General features: G+C 35.4%; 20 protein-coding genes. 8 read left to right on the top strand and 12 right to left on the bottom strand.

The genetic code is table 11. From position 1 onward, the window contains the following. Positions 1 to 97: 97 nt before the first annotated feature. Positions 98 to 1120: a zinc-binding dehydrogenase gene (locus tag CD112_RS07840; protein WP_070463070.1), complete on the bottom strand. Its 1023-nt coding sequence runs from the start codon at positions 1118 to 1120 to the stop codon at positions 98 to 100. A gap of 154 nt (positions 1121 to 1274) precedes the next feature. On the opposite strand from CD112_RS07840, the gene CD112_RS07835 reads away from it, so the two are divergent. Then, entirely contained in the window at positions 1275 to 1823 is a 549-nt protein-coding gene (locus tag CD112_RS07835) for a TetR/AcrR family transcriptional regulator (RefSeq protein ID WP_002480209.1), read from the top strand. A gap of 147 nt (positions 1824 to 1970) precedes the next feature. After that, entirely contained in the window at positions 1971 to 2204 is a 234-nt protein-coding gene (locus CD112_RS07830) for a hypothetical protein (protein WP_103364114.1), read from the top strand. 104 nt (positions 2205 to 2308) lie between these two features. Here the strand turns inward: CD112_RS07830 and CD112_RS07825 are convergent, their stop codons facing one another. The 4 genes from CD112_RS07825 to CD112_RS07810 form a co-directional block, all read right to left on the bottom strand. Continuing rightward, positions 2309 to 3508, bottom strand: coding sequence for a spr1629 family repressor/antitoxin (locus CD112_RS07825; protein ID WP_023014819.1), 1200 nt, complete (start codon positions 3506 to 3508; stop codon positions 2309 to 2311). A gap of 14 nt (positions 3509 to 3522) precedes the next feature. Continuing rightward, positions 3523 to 3705, bottom strand: a complete 183-nt coding sequence (locus CD112_RS07820) for a hypothetical protein (RefSeq protein WP_060803806.1) — start codon at positions 3703 to 3705, stop codon at positions 3523 to 3525. Next, on the bottom strand, positions 3706 to 4284 hold the full coding sequence (locus CD112_RS07815) for a spr1630 family ClpXP-sensitive toxin (protein WP_103364113.1): 579 nt from the start codon (positions 4282 to 4284) through the stop codon (positions 3706 to 3708). A gap of 189 nt (positions 4285 to 4473) precedes the next feature. After that, on the bottom strand, positions 4474 to 5094 hold the full coding sequence (locus CD112_RS07810; RefSeq protein ID WP_002480211.1) for a nitroreductase family protein: 621 nt from the start codon (positions 5092 to 5094) through the stop codon (positions 4474 to 4476). 71 nt (positions 5095 to 5165) lie between these two features. Here CD112_RS07810 and CD112_RS07805 point away from each other — a divergent pair, with 71 nt between their 5' ends. Beyond that, positions 5166 to 5432, top strand: coding sequence for a MerR family transcriptional regulator (locus CD112_RS07805; RefSeq protein WP_231911554.1), 267 nt, complete (start codon positions 5166 to 5168; stop codon positions 5430 to 5432). A 219-nt stretch (positions 5433 to 5651) separates the two neighbouring features. Here the strand turns inward: CD112_RS07805 and CD112_RS07800 are convergent, their stop codons facing one another. After that, positions 5652 to 5963 carry a TM2 domain-containing protein gene (locus CD112_RS07800; RefSeq protein WP_002480213.1) on the bottom strand — a complete coding sequence of 104 codons (312 nt, stop codon included), beginning with the start codon at positions 5961 to 5963 and terminating at the stop codon, positions 5652 to 5654. Between the two features lie 185 nt (positions 5964 to 6148). Continuing rightward, positions 6149 to 7009: a WYL domain-containing transcriptional regulator gene (locus tag CD112_RS07795; RefSeq protein WP_103364112.1), complete on the bottom strand. Its 861-nt coding sequence runs from the start codon at positions 7007 to 7009 to the stop codon at positions 6149 to 6151. A 215-nt stretch (positions 7010 to 7224) separates the two neighbouring features. Between CD112_RS07795 and hypR the strand changes: the two genes are divergently transcribed. Together hypR and merA are read left to right on the top strand one after the other, a co-directional pair. Further along, the gene (hypR, locus tag CD112_RS07790) at positions 7225 to 7644 is read left to right on the top strand and encodes a redox-sensitive transcriptional regulator HypR (RefSeq protein ID WP_002480215.1); all 420 of its coding nucleotides are present in this window, start codon (positions 7225 to 7227) and stop codon (positions 7642 to 7644) included. 19 nt (positions 7645 to 7663) lie between these two features. Continuing rightward, complete coding sequence (gene merA, locus CD112_RS07785) at positions 7664 to 8989, top strand: hypothiocyanous acid reductase MerA (protein WP_061055036.1); 1326 nt, start codon at positions 7664 to 7666, stop codon at positions 8987 to 8989. 94 nt (positions 8990 to 9083) lie between these two features. Here the strand turns inward: merA and CD112_RS07780 are convergent, their stop codons facing one another. Next, positions 9084 to 10610, bottom strand: a complete 1527-nt coding sequence (locus CD112_RS07780) for a sodium:solute symporter family protein (RefSeq protein ID WP_061055035.1) — start codon at positions 10608 to 10610, stop codon at positions 9084 to 9086. Positions 10611 to 10641: 31 nt separating this feature from the next. Beyond that, positions 10642 to 11523, bottom strand: a complete 882-nt coding sequence (locus CD112_RS07775) for an N-acetylneuraminate lyase (protein WP_002480218.1) — start codon at positions 11521 to 11523, stop codon at positions 10642 to 10644. A gap of 246 nt (positions 11524 to 11769) precedes the next feature. Here CD112_RS07775 and CD112_RS07770 point away from each other — a divergent pair, with 246 nt between their 5' ends. Then, complete coding sequence (locus CD112_RS07770) at positions 11770 to 12636, top strand: ROK family protein (protein WP_103364111.1); 867 nt, start codon at positions 11770 to 11772, stop codon at positions 12634 to 12636. Between the two features lie 96 nt (positions 12637 to 12732). Here the strand turns inward: CD112_RS07770 and CD112_RS07765 are convergent, their stop codons facing one another. Continuing rightward, positions 12733 to 13542, bottom strand: a complete 810-nt coding sequence (locus CD112_RS07765) for a MurR/RpiR family transcriptional regulator (protein ID WP_070463079.1) — start codon at positions 13540 to 13542, stop codon at positions 12733 to 12735. Between the two features lie 172 nt (positions 13543 to 13714). On the opposite strand from CD112_RS07765, the gene CD112_RS07760 reads away from it, so the two are divergent. Continuing rightward, the gene (locus CD112_RS07760; protein ID WP_002480221.1) at positions 13715 to 14383 is read left to right on the top strand and encodes an N-acetylmannosamine-6-phosphate 2-epimerase; all 669 of its coding nucleotides are present in this window, start codon (positions 13715 to 13717) and stop codon (positions 14381 to 14383) included. A 23-nt stretch (positions 14384 to 14406) separates the two neighbouring features. Continuing rightward, positions 14407 to 15138: a glucosamine-6-phosphate deaminase gene (nagB, locus tag CD112_RS07755; protein WP_023014828.1), complete on the top strand. Its 732-nt coding sequence runs from the start codon at positions 14407 to 14409 to the stop codon at positions 15136 to 15138. A gap of 70 nt (positions 15139 to 15208) precedes the next feature. Here nagB and CD112_RS07750 read toward each other — a convergent pair whose 3' ends face one another. Then, the gene (locus CD112_RS07750; protein ID WP_060803799.1) at positions 15209 to 16159 is read right to left on the bottom strand and encodes a CorA family divalent cation transporter; all 951 of its coding nucleotides are present in this window, start codon (positions 16157 to 16159) and stop codon (positions 15209 to 15211) included. Between the two features lie 129 nt (positions 16160 to 16288). Then, complete coding sequence (locus CD112_RS07745; RefSeq protein WP_070463106.1) at positions 16289 to 17647, bottom strand: APC family permease; 1359 nt, start codon at positions 17645 to 17647, stop codon at positions 16289 to 16291. Between the last annotated feature and the right edge of the window lie 2 nt (positions 17648 to 17649).

Genomic DNA, 17649 nt, shown 5'->3' with positions numbered 1-17649 from the left:
TTATTGAACGTTTATGTATTATTTTAGACTAATTAAAAAGGAGCACAAGCATTACATGCTCATCCTCCTTTGAACTTATTACTATATAAATAGGAACTTAGTCTATCGTATTGAGTTGGATTAAGATTTTTTCTTGCGACTTATCTTGAATCAATTTTTCAAAACCATCTTCTTTAATATGGTCTAAAGTGATTTTACTAGTAATGATAGGTTCTGACGCTAATGCACCGGAAGCTAATTCATTCATAACTTGATTGTATGTGTCATTACCATATCCAACAGAACCCATAATATTTACACCCGTAAACAATAAGTTTTGCGGTACATTGAATTCTAAACTTTGCGTGTGGAAACTTACAATCATGACTGTGCCTCTTACACGTGTAGATTGAATGGATTGTGTAAATGTATCTGCCACACCGGCTGCTTCTATACTCACATCTGCACCTTCTGGATACATTTTTCTAATGGCCTCTACTGGATTTGTTTTTGTAGAATCAATCGTTGTATCTGCACCCATTGCTTCAGCTATTTTCAAACGTTCTTCAGCAATATCAATTGCGATTACTTGCTTTGCGCCTTGTGCTTTTGCGGCCGCAATAGAGAACAGACCGATTGGCCCAGCACCATAGACAGTCACAATATCCCCTTCTTTAATTCCAGCATCTTTAACAGCTTGATACGCAACAGATGCCGGCTCTACCAATGCTGCTCGTTCTAATGATAGCTCTTCTGGTACTTTGAATACAGAATTCTGCGGAATGATTGTATATTCAGCAAATCCTCCATCAATCTGTGCACCAACCGCATCTAAAGTAACAAAGCGTTCATATAATGCATTCTCTTGATTTTCGAACATCATTGGATAAATACAAACACGATCGCCTTTTTTAAGCTCTGTAACATCTGAACCTACTTCTTCTACTACACCTGAAAATTCATGTCCAAGCACAGTTCCTCTCTCCATCGGTACTGAGTCTGGATGCAAATATGCGTGCAAGTCTGAACCGCAAATACCTGCCCAAGCCACTTTCACTTTGACATCATCACTGCTCATTTCTTTTAATTGTCTCTCTTGAACTCTAATATCTTTTTCGCCATACCAAACGGCTGCTTTCATTATGAATTCCTCCCTTTTTCTTTTGAAATTACGTTATAATGAAAACTTGTAATCTCAACTATAGACTGGTTATATGAAGGAATGAATTCTAAAGCAGAACTTTACTCGAAAGTTCTGCACACTTATATACAATTTGTGCAGAAAGAGGATAAACATGGATAAAAGAACAAAGTATACAATGGAACAAATTAAATCTACTTTATTAGGCCTCTTAGATACACACTCCTTTGAAACCATCACTGTAACTATGATTTGCGAACAAACAAGTATTAGTAGACGTACATTCTACAATCATTTTTCAGACAAATTTGAAGTAATAGATGAAATTATGAATGACTATACCCAAGCAATGCGCCAAGCCGCTTCAGAAAGTACGCCTGAAAACTTCAAACAAGGCATACTGAATGGCTTTAACTTTATTCATAAAAATAAGGTTGTTTTTATAAAACTTTATAAAAGTCCAGTCTCTAATCTATTTCTTACACGACTAGGTTCTGTCATTACTGAACTAGTAGAGCCTAAACTTAATCATGCTTACTTACAAATGCACAACATCTCAGTTCAAACTATCTTAGTTTTCTTAACGAGTGCAGTTTTAGGTATTGTTATTGAATCAGTTACTAAAAATGATGAGGATTATACAACTAAAGTTGAAGAAATAGCCACACTAGTCAAACCTTATTTCAAAACTAAAACAATATAATTATAAGTAGAATTTTAAATGAAAAGGTTATTTTCAAATTAATAATAATAAAAATGGGTATCCGTATATTGGAGAGATTTGTGCAAACAGGCCTCTTCCGCTAAGCCCTATAATCCATACTTATATCGATGCAGAAAGGGTGATATAGTGGAACAATTTGAAGCTTCTGATAGTGCAGTAGATCTTGAGGATATTAATTTCGCTTGGGATCAACTTATTACTGACGAAGACGAATTGGTGGAGGCTGGCTATCCTCAAGGTCTGCTCGAAGAGTGGATAGAGGATGGTGTTATCAAGCCTTTCTCTCCCAGAGGCAATAAAAGGTACTTTTATTCAAAAGATGTCTTCGTTGCAACTGTTCATCATGTCTTACGAACATAGCATGATAGGAAGCAATGGATCGACCAATGATTGATCCGCTTCCTTTTATATAGATCATACATAACAAAAAAACTGCCAGTTTTCACACTGACAGCTTATACTTCTTATTTAGAACGATAATTGGATATATCTATGAAATCATTCATCAAGCTTTCTTTTTGTTCTTCTCTTTCTTTCTCTATATATTTATCAAATAACTTATAATCGATATTAGCAATCTCTTTTAAAAATTCTGGTTCTACCTGTAAATTATCCAACAACTTTTGTGGTGTAATAACTTTCTTTTTAAATAGTAAATCTAACAAACTATTCATTTTCACAGGATGCATAAGTTTAATTTCATCATCTAAAGGTTCCATCACTTTATAATTCTTCTTATAAATTGAACTCCAAAAATAACGATATTGCGAACTCGTAATCAAATCTAAATAATAGGCACGCATTCCCATCGCTTGAATAGAGACATACCATTTTTCTTTTAATACTTTAAAGTAATCTGGATTAGATTTTTTGGGTATCTTTCCAAAATCTTCTTTAAAATCTTGTTCTGGCAATAAAAATTCTGAAGCAAAAATATTAGCTTCATTTTCAATCTCTTTATGTTCTTCGTGCGTTAATAAGTCAAATTGAATATGCTTATGCAAGAGTAAATGTCCCAATTCATGAGCAATATCAAAATTTCTTCTTACTGCAACACCTTTATTACTACCCAAAATAATATAAGGGACGCCTGCTTCCGACCAAAAACTAAATGCATCTGCATCTTTATCTATACTTTTCTCATATATAATAACCCCTGCTTTTTCTAAAGTAAAAAGCAATTCCTGATTATATTTATCTTTTAAAAGTAATTCTCGAGCCTTTTGAGCAACACGTTTAATTATCACTCTGTTAGTAACATCTTGTTTAGTAATTTTCTCTACCTCATCTACCACATCTACAATATACATATAAGGCGACTTAATGAATGAAAATAGATAATCTGTAAGGTTTGTAAGATAAATCGCTTGATAAAATTGTTTGTTTAAATGTTTAGTTGATACATACTGATTACTTGCTCTAAATGCAATTGCATGTTTATCTACACTTTCTTTATGAAATTCTTCTTTTGGTTCGGTTAAAAAATATGAGGTTTTAACATTAAATTCTCTAGATAGATCATAAATTTTATTGATTTCAGGCATCATATTTTTAACTTCGTATTGCCAAACTGCCTGTTCACTAATTTGAATACTTTCAGCTAAATTTTTTCTGCTAAGCCCCTTTAGCAATCTAATATTTTCTAAGTTTTTACCTATAAACATTTTTTCACCTTTTCTTAATCAGAAGACTCTTCATCCTCGCCTTCATCATCAACTTCAAATCCGAATATATGTTGAGCATCTACTAACTCTTCTTCTTTATCATTAATTTGTTGAAGAACTTGTAACTCCTCATCTGAAATCAAGTAGTCTTCTTCCTCTTTAACTACCTTTTCTAATATAGGCGTTAAATCTTCCAATCAAACCGCTTTATTATTATGCGGGTTCGGTACCCATATTTTAATAGCAATGAGTTGTTTGGATTCAGCATCAATATCATAAGTAATTATATCAAAAGAAGGGCTAGTATTAATATCTCTGTTTTTCTCAAAATTAAATAATTCCAGCTGATGATCTCTACCTATTTCATCTTGTAATCTTTCAAAATCTACATTTTTATTCTGATCAATTAGCTCTCTTAAATATTTCTTTTCGCTATTTCCTGAATCATTTAAAGCTGTTTTTCCAAAAGTTACATTATCTTTATTAAAATATTGTTCATTTTTTATTATGAAGTACCAACCTTCTTTATTATTTATCCTCCCAGAATAAAACTTTAAATACTCCCATGTAGGACCAGCTTTTTGCTTGGTATGACCCTCAATAAGATTTTTGGTTTTTTTTGCCACTTGGTCCTCAATATGATTACCTTTTATATATGCGTATCCACCACTAATAACCAGTGTCTGAAATGCTTCTTTCCTAACCTCAATATAATTCTTATAACCAGATACTACACCTTTTACAATTTCTTCTTTTAATTCTGTACTAAAACCCATCAAATGCCCCCTAATGTGAATTTACTTTATTTTAACTAAGTTTTTCTGTAAAATCAAAGAATTTTATAAAGTGTAAGGGTCTTTTTTGGTACATCTTTAAATAACTAACCAAGGGTTGATCCGCTTCCTTTTATATAGATCATACATAACAAAAAAACTGCCAGTTTTTACACTGACAGCTTATACTTCTTATTGGAACTCAACAAATTTTTCATTTGGCATTCTAAATGAATCACGTGGTGCTTTAGCTTGTTTACCAATTGCGATGATCATTACAGGTACATAACGTTCTAATGGATAGCCTAGGGCTTCACCAATTTGATCCGCTTCAAATCCACCAATCGGATTCGTATCATAACCATGTTGTTTCGCAATTAACATCAATTGCATAGCCATTAAACTACTATCGATTTTGACAATGTCACTCATTTGTTCTCGCGTTAAACTTTTATAACCGTTCTTTGCGAGTGGCAGGATTTGGTCTCTGACTTCTTGTGGCATCATACCTTTTTCAACTGCACTATCATAGATATATTCTGCATTCTCATAGCATTGCAAGTCGCCAAAGATAACGAGCATCGCAGAGGATGTGTCGTTCTGGTTCGTATTGAATTGAACGAGTGGTCTTAATTTCGCTTTAGCTTCATCACTTTCAACCACAGCAACTCTCCATGGCTGCATATTCACTGAAGAAGGTGCTGTCGCAGCTTTTTCCAATATCTCATTCATTTCTTCTTTTGAAATTTTAAACTCCGGATCGAACCCTTTTACAGACTTTCTACTATTTAGAATATCAGTAAAGTTTTCCATACTTTCACCTCATATATATTTTCTATACAATAGATTACAGGTTAAACTATGGTTTAAGGGAAGTGATTTGTTTGAAAAAGTACTCCATTCAAGAAGTTTCTGAGATGAAACATATCTCTAAGAGTAAATTGCGTTATTATGAAAAGCATGGTTTATTGATGAATATTGAAAGAAATGCAAATAATCAACGTGTATATTCTGAAACAGACATAGAAATTATCAGCTTAATTCAATGCTTAAGTTTACTCAATATGCCACTCAAGAAAATTAAGTATTACGTTGAACAACTTAACGAGAATAAAGCACAGAATTTCAGATGTTTTAGAAGCACACCTTAAAGTACTTAAAGCAGAAAAAGATATTATCGAAATGCGTATTGATGTCATTGAAGAAAGATTACATCGCACTAAAAAAACAATTTAGTTATTCAAGTATGGAATCTTTCTTCAAGCATACTTATATAAAAACACCCCCTCACTCTACCGTGTGTAAGGGGGCATTTGTCTATTAACTCTATTTTTTTCTTTTATGTAGCTGTCTTGTCCATAAAAGATAACTTATGAATGGCTACCTTGCATCAATTGTATTTCGTTCTCTGCTTCTCTTCTTACTCTTGTTTTATCTGCTTCAACCCAACCTGGAATTAAGAACGCATCCACAATCACCCAAATCAACGTTGGAATACCAAATGTAAACCAAGCTGTTAATAATGTTAACGCAATCATCCCAATAGCTGATCCCGTTTTACCGAAATAGAAACGGTGTCCTCCTAAGCTTCCAAAGAAAAACCATAATACATAAGCAATCGCAGGTTGTTTTGCTTTGCTTGCGATTTGTGATTCAATAAAACTTTTTTCTTGTAAATTCATCAATGTTCCACCTTTCTGTATACTTCAATCAATCCTAATAAAAACTTAATAAATCTTACTATACACATCTAGGTGGTCAATTATTGTCCAGTAATGCAATCTTTTTTGTTTTTCCAAAATAATAACTTTTAAATCTTCATTTTATTAAACTTTCTTGCTTACCGTTTACTTAGCTTTGTTTTTGTTTACTCATAGCAACTTTTGATTTGATTAATACGCTCAATAAAGCTATCAATGTACTTTTGAGGTTCTAAAATGCGTGCTAAAGGTGCCATTTGATAAGCAATATAGTATGCATCTAATTCCGTACAAGCGACTTTCACTATGATTTTTCCATCCTGTGTACGGTCTAGCACCTCGACAATCTTATATTGTTGGCGGAACAACGCCATTTTCGATTCATCAATTTCAACCGTGACGAGTTCTTTGCTTTTGACTTCATCAAACTTATGATTGGAAACCATAAAATTTTCAATCAGACGGACGCGCTCGGTATAAACTGTTTTTTCATATTCATAAGTAAACCAATAGTCATAATGCATGTACATCGTTGATAATGGTTTCACTTCAATATTACGTCCTTTGAATTTCATCCATACTAAGTATTTTTGACTAATCGCTTTTTCGATTAACATTAGAGTTTCACCTGGAAATGTTTCATCCCGGTTATTGAAATGATCCAACATTTCACTTAAAACTTTTCTATCTTCAATACGCATGCCCTGTATTTCTCTTCTGAATAAGTTATACACATCTACATGCAAGATAGGTGTTAAGCTTTTAATTTTTACCATAAGCCCTAACAGTGCTAAACCGCTTAAACTGTTAGAATGCGTGATTAATTCATAGCCGCCCTTTTTATGTACTACCTCAGTATTTCTATTATTCCAATATTCACTTTCATAGAAAAAATCATTAATCGTTCTAATATCCCTTTGAATCGACTTCGTACTAACATTCCCAAAATCAGAGAGATCTGAGTTTCTAACTGTTTCCCCATTCAACAAACGTGTGAAGATATTCAAGACTCTTGTTGATTTATCCATGTTTACCATCTCCTACAGTTCAATATACAGTTATAAGTGGACAATCTTTGTCCATTACACAATCTTCTATGTTATTTATCAAATAACTCACTTTATTATTATGAATAATTACCTGTCTTACCCCATTGATAAACCATTATGAGCAAAACTGTTTATTTTTCTCTCAAAATATTGTTAAATGTAATTATAATAGTTACATTAAGAAGGTGAACACTGTGAACTTAGAATTTAATATTGCGGTACATGTGCTGGCTTTCTTAACGAAACATGCAGATGAACGTTTCTCAAGTAAAGCTTTGTCTGAGTTAGTTTGTATTAATCCCGTACAATTACGGCGTGTGACAGGAAAGTTAGTGGAACAAGGCTATATTGATACAGTTCGCGGTAAATATGGTGGCTATCAAGCTAATGTTAAAACAGCCAAAGCTGATTTAGCAGATTTGTTTCAATTATTTACTGCTGAACGGACACAAGGTCGTCTTTTTACAGGAAATTCTGCCAGTCATTGTGAGATTTCTCGAAAAATCGGGAATACTATGGCTAAACATCATGCGAAGGAACACGAACTGCTGATGCAGTATTATCGTGGTTTCACAATTGAAGAAGTTTTACGTGAAACATTAACAGCAATTTAAGAATTTGGAGGAAGATTTCATGACACATTATGATTTAGTGATTATTGGATTTGGTAAAGCAGGTAAAACGTTAGCTAAGTTTGCGGCGAGTGAAGGTAAAGCCGTCGCAATGATAGAGAAAGATCAGAAAATGTATGGCGGTACATGTATCAACGTCGGATGTATTCCGTCAAAAACATTAATACACGATAGTTTAGAAGGCAGTTCTTTTGCGAGTGCGTTTGATCGTAAACGTGAAGTTGTAGACGCATTAAATAACAAAAACTATCACATGTTGGCAGATACACCAGGGATTGATGTGATTAATGCTACAGCGCAATTTAAATCTAATAAAGAAATCGTATTATTAGATGAAGCAGGCCAAGAATTAGATGTCTTAACTGCTGAAGATATTTTAATCAATACAGGTTCTACACCGGTTATCCCAAACATAGAAGGTATTGGAGACTCAAAACACCTTTATGATTCTGCAGGAATTATGGACTTACCATTTAAACCTGAACATTTAGTGATTGTCGGTGCAGGTTATATCGCGTTAGAATTTGCGTCACTCTTCGCACGTTTCGGCGTTAAAGTGACAATGTTTGTACATCACGATACATTGTTGCCAAAAGAAGACCGTGAAATTGTTGAACTTATTGAAGAAGATTTGATTCAAGACGGTGTAAACATTGTCTATAATGTAGAAACACAACGCTTTGAAGATCAAGAACGCAGTACAATTGTGCATACATCACAAGGCGAATTTGAAGCAGATGCTGTTTTACTTGCGACAGGTCGTCATCCAAATACTTCAGACCTTGGTTTAGACCATACAGATATCGAAGTCGGCAAACGCGGTGAAATAGAAGTTAACGAACACTTACAAACAGCTGTACCAAACATTTATGCAGCAGGTGACGTTACTGGCGGCTTACAATTCACATATATCTCACTCGATGACTTCAGAATTATTAAAGACAATATCTTTGGTGAAGGTAAACGTACGACAGAAAATCGCGGCGTGGTACCATATTCTATGTTCATTAACCCACCTTTCTCTCGTGTCGGTATGACTAAAGATGAAGCACAAGCTGCAGGTTATGAAGTACACGAAACAAATCTTGCGGTTAAGAATATCCCACGTCATAAAGTAAATAATGATGCACGCGGTATGTTGAAAGCAGTCATAGATGCAAAATCAGGTTTAGTACTTGGTGCGACACTGTATTGTCGTAACTCTGAGGAAATTATCAACCTTGTTAAACTAGCGATTGACCAAAACATCCCAGCAGAAGTATTAGCCAACAATATTTATACACACCCTACAATGGCTGAAGCCTTTAATAATATCTTTCAAGTTTAAGTTATAACGAAAGAAAGTGATGCATACTTTGTGTACGCATCACTTTTTTATGTTTATATAAGGTTGTTTTGTTTATTTATTTGATTGTTTCAGCTTATTGTCTTGTTTTGGAAATATACGTAGATGGTTTATCTTTGTCGTAAATTGTTAAACCTGTAATATCTTTCGTATATTTAGCAGGTACGAACAGACTCACAATGTATCCGAATAAGAATGCGATGAAGAATGAAATAATTGATACATAGAATGGTGAGTTCGCGCCACCGATACCTTTTAATAGGTAAGCGACAATAACACCTGTGAATAATCCGACTAAGACACCGAATGTATTCGCACGTTTTGTGAAGATACCAACCGCAAAGATACCTGCTAAAGGTACACCGAATAATCCAGTAACTAATAAGAATAAATCCCATAAGTTGTTAGAATCCGCAGCGATTAAGTAAATCGCAATACCATAGCTTAATAAACCTGCGATAATGATTGTCCAACGTGCAAAGCGAACGTTGCCTTTATCTGTACCTTTACTGAAGAAACGATCTTTAATATCTTCAGAAATACACGCAGAAATCGAGTTCAAACTTGAAGAAATCGTAGATTGCGCTGCCGCAAAGATAGCTGCGATTAATAATCCACCTACAAATGGCGGCATTTGAGTCAAAATAAAGAATGGTACCACTGAAGACGTGTTGAAATCTTGTGGTAACGCTGCTTCGTGTTCATAGAATGAATACATCATTGTACCCATACCATAGAAGATCGGTGCTGAGATTAACGCTAATAAACCGTTAATCCATAATGATTTTTTCGTTTCATCAATAGAGTCTGATGCTTGATAACGTTGTACTACATCTTGACTGGCTGTATATTGATGTAAGTTGTTAAAGATGTTTCCTAGGAAGATGATCGGCAAGGCTGCCGCTGTTGTATTCAACTTCCAGTTATCGACACTCAATAACTTTTTCTCAGCTAATGCATCATGAAGAATTGTGCCGAAACCGCCTTTGATTTCCATCGCACCAATTACGATAATCATGAGGGCACCGCCTAAAAGGATAACACCTTGGATAAAGTCACTCCATACCACCCCTTCGAAACCGCCGAGGAAAGTATAAAGAATACATAAAATCCCTACTAAACTTGCGACTAAATAAGGATTAATATCTGTAACGGCTGTAATCGCAAGTGTTGGTAAGTAAATAACGATTGCGATACGACCTAAGTGGAACACTACGAAAAGTAATGAACCGAGAACGCGGACACTTGGTCCGAAACGTGCTTCAAGATATTCGTAAGCTGACGTTACGCGAAGCTTCTTGAAGAACGGTACGTAGAATGCGATTAAAGCCGGGATAATTGCGACAATCGCGATATTCCCTGCGATATACGACCAGTCAGTTAAAAATGCTTTTTCTGGTGTAGACATAAATGTAATCGCACTTAACGTCGTTGCATAGATTGAGAAACCGATGGCCCACGAAGGAAGGCGTCCACTGGCTGTAAAGAAACTATCTGTGCTTTGACCTGCGCGCTTAGTAAAGTACGCTCCAATTATTAACATGACTACTAGATAGGTAATGACCGCTATCCAGTTCCATGTGCCAAAACCCACTTGTTGCATAAACAACACCCCTTAACGTATTATGTCGGTATTACAAGTTGTATTTATCAATAAGATTATTTAACGCTTCTCTGTTTGATTCATTGAAAGGCGCAAATGGACGTTTCGGCACACCGCCGTCGATACCACGTGATTTTAAGATCTCTTTAAGTGTTGGGTATAAGCCCATGCTTAAAACACCTTCAATAATGTCATTTGTATCATGTTGAATTTGGTAAGCTTCATCAATTTTGCCTTCTTTAGCTAAATCGAAGATTTGACGTGCACGCACACCGTTCACATTATAAGTAGAACCGATGGCACCATCCACGCCTGAAATCGCAGCTTGAACTAACATTTCATCAAACCCTGATAAGATCAGTTTGTCTGGATATGCTTTTCTGATACGTTCTAATAAGAAGAAGTTTGGCGCAGTATATTTCACACCAACAATTTTCTCGTGATTGAACAACTCACCGAATTGTTCGATACTGATGTTGACACCTGTTAAATCAGGAATCGCATAAATAATCATATTATTTTGAGTTGCTTCGATTAAATCGAAGTAATATTGTTTAATCTCTTCGAATGAGAAAGGATAATAGAAAGGTGTTACTGCTGAAATGGCATCATAACCAAGTTCAGTCGCGTATTTACCTAATTCAATCGCTTCATTTAAATCTAATGAGCCTACTTGTGCGATTAATTTCACATCATCGCCGACTGCTTCTTTCGCAAGTCTGAAGATTTGTTTTTTCTGTTCTGTGTTGATTAAGAAGTTTTCACCAGAGCTGCCATTGACATATAAACCGTCTAATTTTTCATGTTCAATCGCGTTTCTCGCTATTTGTTTGAGGCCTTCTTCTTTCACTTGTCCTTGTTCATCAAATGGAACAAGTAACGCAGCATATAAGCCTTTTAATTTTTCTTCCATATCTAAATCCTCCAAGTTAAGTATTAATAGCACAATGGCTATCCTAAACATCCAACAATGTCCCTTGTTTATACTATATTTACACTTTCAATTGTAAACGCTATCATAACCCTACACAACTGGTTTTGAAAGATTGTAACAAAATATGGACAAAATAATGAAAATAATTTTCAAAATTGGATTTACACTTCCTAGTTGAAGTATGCTCTATATATAATGAAGTTGAAGCAGAGGAGGAATCATCTTATGAACCAGATCGCAATAGATATCGGAGGCACAAACATCAAGGCAGCCCTCATCAATGAAAATCAAGAAATTAAAGATTATAAGAAAATCTCAACACCCGATAATGTGCAGACACTGATTATCGATGAAGTGTATCAATTAGCACATGAACTTATCACCAAACATAAGCTAGATAAACCCCATATCGGCATTTCCAGTGCAGGTGTTGTCGATTCAGAATTAGGAGAAATTGTTTATACTGGTCTAACTATTAAAAACTTTGATGGTACGAATTTTCGTCGTTCTTTAAAAGACTTATATTCATCAATGACCGTACACAACGATGTGGATGCAGCCCTACTTGGAGAATTATCACTCAATGATTATGAAGAGGATAATATTTTTTGTTTAACTTTAGGCACAGGCATCGGCGGTGCATTTTATAATCAACAATTAGGTGTTTATGGTGGTGCACGTTATCGTGCGAATGAAATCGGCTATTTATTATATCGAGACACTGATCAAAAAACGTTTGAACAACGTGCTTCAACGTCAGCCCTCAAAGCTTTGATGCAAGAACGAGATTTTCAATATGGTACTGACGTACCGAAGTTATTTGAACTTGCACAAACAAATGATAAACAGGCACAAGCTATCTTAGAAGAATGGGCAACTTATGTCGCTGAAGGCATCGCTCAAATTCAAATCATTTATGATCCAGGCTTGATTTTAATCGGCGGCGGTATCTCTTCACAAGGTGAAAATCTTATCCAATACATTGAACCTAAAATCAATCAATTCTTGCCACCAAACTATGGACACGCACCTATCCAAACAACAAAAACTGAAAATCACGCTGCGTTATTTGGCGCAATTACCGAAGGTTAAAGAAAAACCGCGCACTATCTCAGAAGGTCTTAAAACCCTTGATAGTACGCGGTTTATTTAGTGTTACGTATGTCTTACAGCAGACAACCGTTAGCCTTACTTGTCTGCACCTTTCTCTAATACTGTGCGACGTGTACGTTGATAAAGTTGATTCATATAATCATTGTTCAATAATAAGTAACAGATAATGTCCATCAAGAATGTAGTCGCAGTTTGTGTATTAATAAAGCGTGCATCATTGACGTTCGACTTCGCAGAAGTAATCAAAACTAAGTCTGCATGTTTCGTAATCAGACTGCCTTTATAATTTGTGACCACAGCCACAAAGGCACCTTGTTCATGTGCAATCTTAGCCGCATCTGCCAATTCTTGAGTTTCACCGCTATTAGAAATACCGACAAACATATCTTGTGAAGATAACAATGAAGCTGAAATTTTCATTTGATGCGCATCCGTTGAGACATTACCTCGAATACCCATACGCATCGTACGGTAATAAAACTCACTCGCAGTTAAGCCAGAACTTCCTAGTCCTGCATAACTGACTTGTCTGCTGGTCTTTAAGTAATGCGCAAACCGTTTAATCTTCTCTTCTGAGATAAACTCTCCCGTTTGTTGAATAATATTTTGATGATAACGGTGTATCAATTGAACTAAAGGTGCATTCTCCACAACTTTCTCTGATTTTTCATGTTGTAAATTGAATTTCATATCTTGGAAATTATGATATTCCAACTTATTACTAAATCTAGTAATAGTAGCCGGAGAGGTGCCTATCGCATGTGCTAAAGAATTAATCGTTGAGAAACGATCATCTAATTCATTGGTACGGATAAACTCAATAATCTTCTTATCCATTTTAGTCAGTAAATGGCGGCTACGTTGAACACGATTTTCAAACTTCATGCCTCTTCACTCCCCTTAAGGTATTACATTCACTCTATTATATATGAAAATCTTTTTCAAATGATAGTAAAGAATTGAATATAAATTTCATCGTGTTATGATATGAGTAACTTAATCGACAACCTTTGAACTACTATATTTACAAATTAACAATATTTTGGAGTGTGTGCTTATGTTACCACAAGGTTTAATCGTTTCTTGTCAGGCATTGCCTGATGAACCGTTACATTCATCATTTATTATGTCAAAAATGGCACTTGCTGCGTACCAAGCCGGTGCAGTCGGTATTCGCGCAAACAGTAAAGAAGATATCATCGCAATTAAAGAAGAAGTACCGTTACCTGTTATCGGTATCGTTAAAAGAGATTATCCAGGTTCAAAAGTATATATTACTGCGACTTCAAAAGAAGTCGATGAACTGATTGAAAGTAAATGTGAGGTCATCGCGCTAGATGCGACAAAACAAGAACGTCCGAAAGAAACGTTAGAAGAACTTGTTGCTTATATTCGTGAAAAAGCACCAAACGTTGAAATCATGGCTGATATTTCCACAATTGAAGAAGCAAAACATGCAGATGAGCTTGGTTTTGATTACGTAGGTACAACATTACGCGGATATACAGACTATACTCAAGGTCATATCTTATATGAAAACAACTTCGCATTCTTAAGGGAAGTCTTAGATCAAGTAAATGCGAAAGTCATCGCTGAAGGTAATGTGATTACACCAGAAATGTATAAAGCAGTCAGTGATTTAGGTGTACACTGTACGGTTGTCGGTGGTGCGATTACACGTCCGAAACAAATTACAGAACGTTTTATTAACGCCGTAAAAGAATAGTCATACTACTTGGAGGATTAGAAATGCAACTCTACAACTTAAGAAATAAACAACTTGCCAGTCAATATGTCGCAATCGAATTCTTGAAACAAATTAAAGCACGCCCTGACGCTGTCTTAGGACTAGCTACAGGCTCGACGATGACAGATTTATATACTCAGCTCTCAGATTTATTAAATGCGAATCACGTCGATGTCAGTGGTGTCAGAACGTTCAACTTAGATGAATACGTTGGTGCAGGTCCAAAAGATCTGCATAGCTATTATGCGTACATGCATCAACGTTTCTTTAACCAAAATGAACAATGGAATGAAGACAATATCTATATTCCTAGCGGTGTAGCTGAAGACTTAGATCAAGAAGCAAAACATTACGAAGATGCGCTTAAAGCTGTCGGTCAACCTGACATCCAAATTTTAGGTATCGGTGAAAATGGTCATATCGGTTTCAACGAACCCGGTACGCCTTTCGATAGCCAAACAAGAGTCGTAGACCTTACACCTTCTACGATGCATGCGAACAGTGTCCATTTCAAACACTCAGAAGATGTACCGAAACAAGCACTGTCTATGGGCCTTTCTTCTATCATGCGCGCAAAACGTATTATCTTACTCGCATTCGGAGATAAGAAAATCGATGCGATACAACGACTCGTTAACGGTGAAACTACAGAAGATTTACCTGCGTCTATCCTTCATAACCATGATAATGTAGAAATCATTGTAGATGACGTCATTTATCAAGCGATTAAATAATGACTGAAACCATTATCAATATTAAAAATGCCTTTGAGGACAATATGATGTCTTCAAAGGCATTTTATAGTTAGAACCACTTTTTCTTCTTAAAGATTAACAACAATACCACTACGATAATGATAGAAAATGCGATGAAAATAAAGTAGTTGTACTGACCATGCAACTCTGGCATGTTTGTGAAATTCATGCCATACCAACCCGCTAAGAAAGATAACGGGAAGAAGATGGATGAAATAATTGTCAGCACATTAATCACTGAATTAATACGACTTGAGTGATAAGACTGATTATTGTCTTTAATATCATCCGTCAATGCTTCACAAGATTCTAATGTTGCATTTTGATGTTTCAAATGGTTATAAATTTGATGATACAAACGTGCTTTATCTTGACCGCTGTCATAAATATCTAATGTCTGAATCGCATTGACCATTTGTTCCATCGGCAGTAATATCCGCTTCAACTTAATAATCTCAGACCGTATCTCATACACTTGCTTCATAAATGCACGTCGTTGTTTACGATTCTCTTCTTCGTATTGAAAAGAAAACACCTGATCTTCAATCGCATTGACATAAGAGAAATAAGACTCTACAATCCCGTTCAATAACTTCAATGCGATTAATCCAGCATCTCGTTTTACTTTATTTGTCTTAACAGCATCAAACAACTGTGTCACCGTTTGAAGTTCAGCATCATGAACCGTAATCACATGATTACCATCTATCGTAATCCCTAATGGTTCCGCTTCAAAGTCCTTTCCATCTATCGCATGCATCAATAAATGTTCAACATCATTTTGAGCATCATGGTAGAGGTTCGGCCGTCTTAATGTATATATAGAAGCTGTAATCTCTTGAATATTCAATTCAAATGTTGTTGCGAGAAAATGCGTTTCTTCTTTCGTCGGCTGGATACAATCATACCAAGTAAACACACTTTCTTTTGGCACTTCTTCAACTTTATCTGTCGCAATAACTTCATGATCTGGTGTCACATATATACAACGTATCGCCATAGTGTACGCTCCTTTCTCTTTCTTATTTTGTATTTTAATTACCCTAATGAAAGAAAAAGTTTCATATACCTACAAAAACACTATCTTCCCTGATGATTCAAAAGAAGATAGTGTCTGCCTACATTCATTTTATACATTTCTGCGTTTTTGATTTGCTATAAATAACACCAATGGTAAGACAACATAACCAATTACCATCGCAGTAATCGCGAAGTAATTCGGTTCAATATGGTGTGGTGTCACAATAGAGAATTGACCTTTCCAATCAAACTTGATAAGTAACACTACGGTTAAAATTAATGCGATAATTGGTAAAATCACGTCTGTAAATTTATTTTTATAGACATTCGGCAATACTTCCCCTCGTGAACGATTATAATAAAACATAATAACCCCTATAGGTACTACAATGAATTGAATAAAGCGTGAAATTGAACTTAACACAATAATACTGACCATATTATATTGAAAAGCCATCGGAATAATTAATGCGACTAAGAACGTCGTAATGAACGCATTGAACGGAAAATCATATTTCGTTCTTTGTTTAAACCACGCGGGTACTTGGTTTTCATTCGCAATCGCTTCTAAAATTCTCGGTGTTGAGAATGATCCTGCGATACTAATACCTACCATAGAGATTAAAGCACCATACAAAATAATATTCGAAATAATAGGTGATTCAAACACAGTAACTAAAGATACGACATGTTTGCTGGTTAATACTGCGGTCGGATTAATCATCATAATGACCGCAATAATACTAATATAAATCACTGCGATAATTAAAATGGCCAATGGAATCGCACGTGGCAAATTCTTTTCTGGTGCTTTCATATCCTCCGCACCACTTGCGACACTCTCAAAGCCCACAAAGGCATAAAATGCTGCAATAACTGCCATCACAAAAGTTGATGTATTTAATTGAGAAACATCGACTAATTGATTAATGTCATTAAAGTGAGAATGACCAGTCATCATAACGACGATAAAACCAACAATAATCGTTGTGATTAAGGCAGCGAGTTTACCAATTGTAGCTAAGTTATTGAAAAAGGCAAATACTTTATTACCTGTCACATTCACCAGTAATAACACCACCATTAAAATCAATAACCCGATAGTCACTGATACAAAATCTTGGGCATTACCACCGAAAATTGCGAGTGTGGTTTTCACTACTGCAGTCGCAATGACACCCCAAGCAATACTTGCCGCAACAAAGCGTGTAATTCCTACATAGAAACCTACATTTTCACCAAATGCTGCTGTGGCATAAGCATAAGATGCCCCGCTTTTATTCACATATTTCGCTGCGGCTGCGAAAGTAATCGCTAATACTGCCGCAAAGATTGCAGCGGCGGCATAAACTACTAAAGTATACTTACCTGCTTTTTGAATAACCGCTCCAGGTGATAAGAAAATACCTGAACCGATAATAGAGTTAATCGCTAAAAGGACAATAGACCAAAATCCTAGTTTTTTCATGC

Source organism: Staphylococcus simulans, assembly GCF_002902285.1.
Classification (GTDB): Bacteria; Bacillota; Bacilli; order Staphylococcales; family Staphylococcaceae; genus Staphylococcus; species Staphylococcus simulans.
The sequence above is the reverse complement of the archived record's forward strand: the minus strand, read 5'-3'. Positions and strand labels throughout refer to the sequence as shown.

Excerpts from the sequence above, each read along its gene's own strand:
- CD112_RS07840 (WP_070463070.1), bottom strand. The coding sequence starts at position 1,120 with ATGAAAGCAGCCGTTTGGTATGGCGAAAAAGATATTAGAGTTCAAGAG.
- CD112_RS07835 (WP_002480209.1), top strand. The coding sequence starts at position 1,275 with ATGGATAAAAGAACAAAGTATACAATGGAACAAATTAAATCTACTTTA.
- CD112_RS07825 (WP_023014819.1), bottom strand. The coding sequence starts at position 3,508 with ATGTTTATAGGTAAAAACTTAGAAAATATTAGATTGCTAAAGGGGCTT.
- CD112_RS07815 (WP_103364113.1), bottom strand. The coding sequence starts at position 4,284 with ATGGGTTTTAGTACAGAATTAAAAGAAGAAATTGTAAAAGGTGTAGTA.
- CD112_RS07810 (WP_002480211.1), bottom strand. The coding sequence starts at position 5,094 with ATGGAAAACTTTACTGATATTCTAAATAGTAGAAAGTCTGTAAAAGGG.
- CD112_RS07800 (WP_002480213.1), bottom strand. The coding sequence starts at position 5,963 with ATGAATTTACAAGAAAAAAGTTTTATTGAATCACAAATCGCAAGCAAA.
- CD112_RS07795 (WP_103364112.1), bottom strand. The coding sequence starts at position 7,009 with ATGGATAAATCAACAAGAGTCTTGAATATCTTCACACGTTTGTTGAAT.
- merA (WP_061055036.1), top strand. The coding sequence starts at position 7,664 with ATGACACATTATGATTTAGTGATTATTGGATTTGGTAAAGCAGGTAAA.
- CD112_RS07780 (WP_061055035.1), bottom strand. The coding sequence starts at position 10,610 with ATGCAACAAGTGGGTTTTGGCACATGGAACTGGATAGCGGTCATTACC.
- CD112_RS07775 (WP_002480218.1), bottom strand. The coding sequence starts at position 11,523 with ATGGAAGAAAAATTAAAAGGCTTATATGCTGCGTTACTTGTTCCATTT.
- CD112_RS07770 (WP_103364111.1), top strand. The coding sequence starts at position 11,770 with ATGAACCAGATCGCAATAGATATCGGAGGCACAAACATCAAGGCAGCC.
- CD112_RS07765 (WP_070463079.1), bottom strand. The coding sequence starts at position 13,542 with ATGAAGTTTGAAAATCGTGTTCAACGTAGCCGCCATTTACTGACTAAA.
- CD112_RS07760 (WP_002480221.1), top strand. The coding sequence starts at position 13,715 with ATGTTACCACAAGGTTTAATCGTTTCTTGTCAGGCATTGCCTGATGAA.
- nagB (WP_023014828.1), top strand. The coding sequence starts at position 14,407 with ATGCAACTCTACAACTTAAGAAATAAACAACTTGCCAGTCAATATGTC.
- CD112_RS07750 (WP_060803799.1), bottom strand. The coding sequence starts at position 16,159 with ATGGCGATACGTTGTATATATGTGACACCAGATCATGAAGTTATTGCG.
- CD112_RS07745 (WP_070463106.1), bottom strand. The coding sequence starts at position 17,647 with ATGAAAAAACTAGGATTTTGGTCTATTGTCCTTTTAGCGATTAACTCT.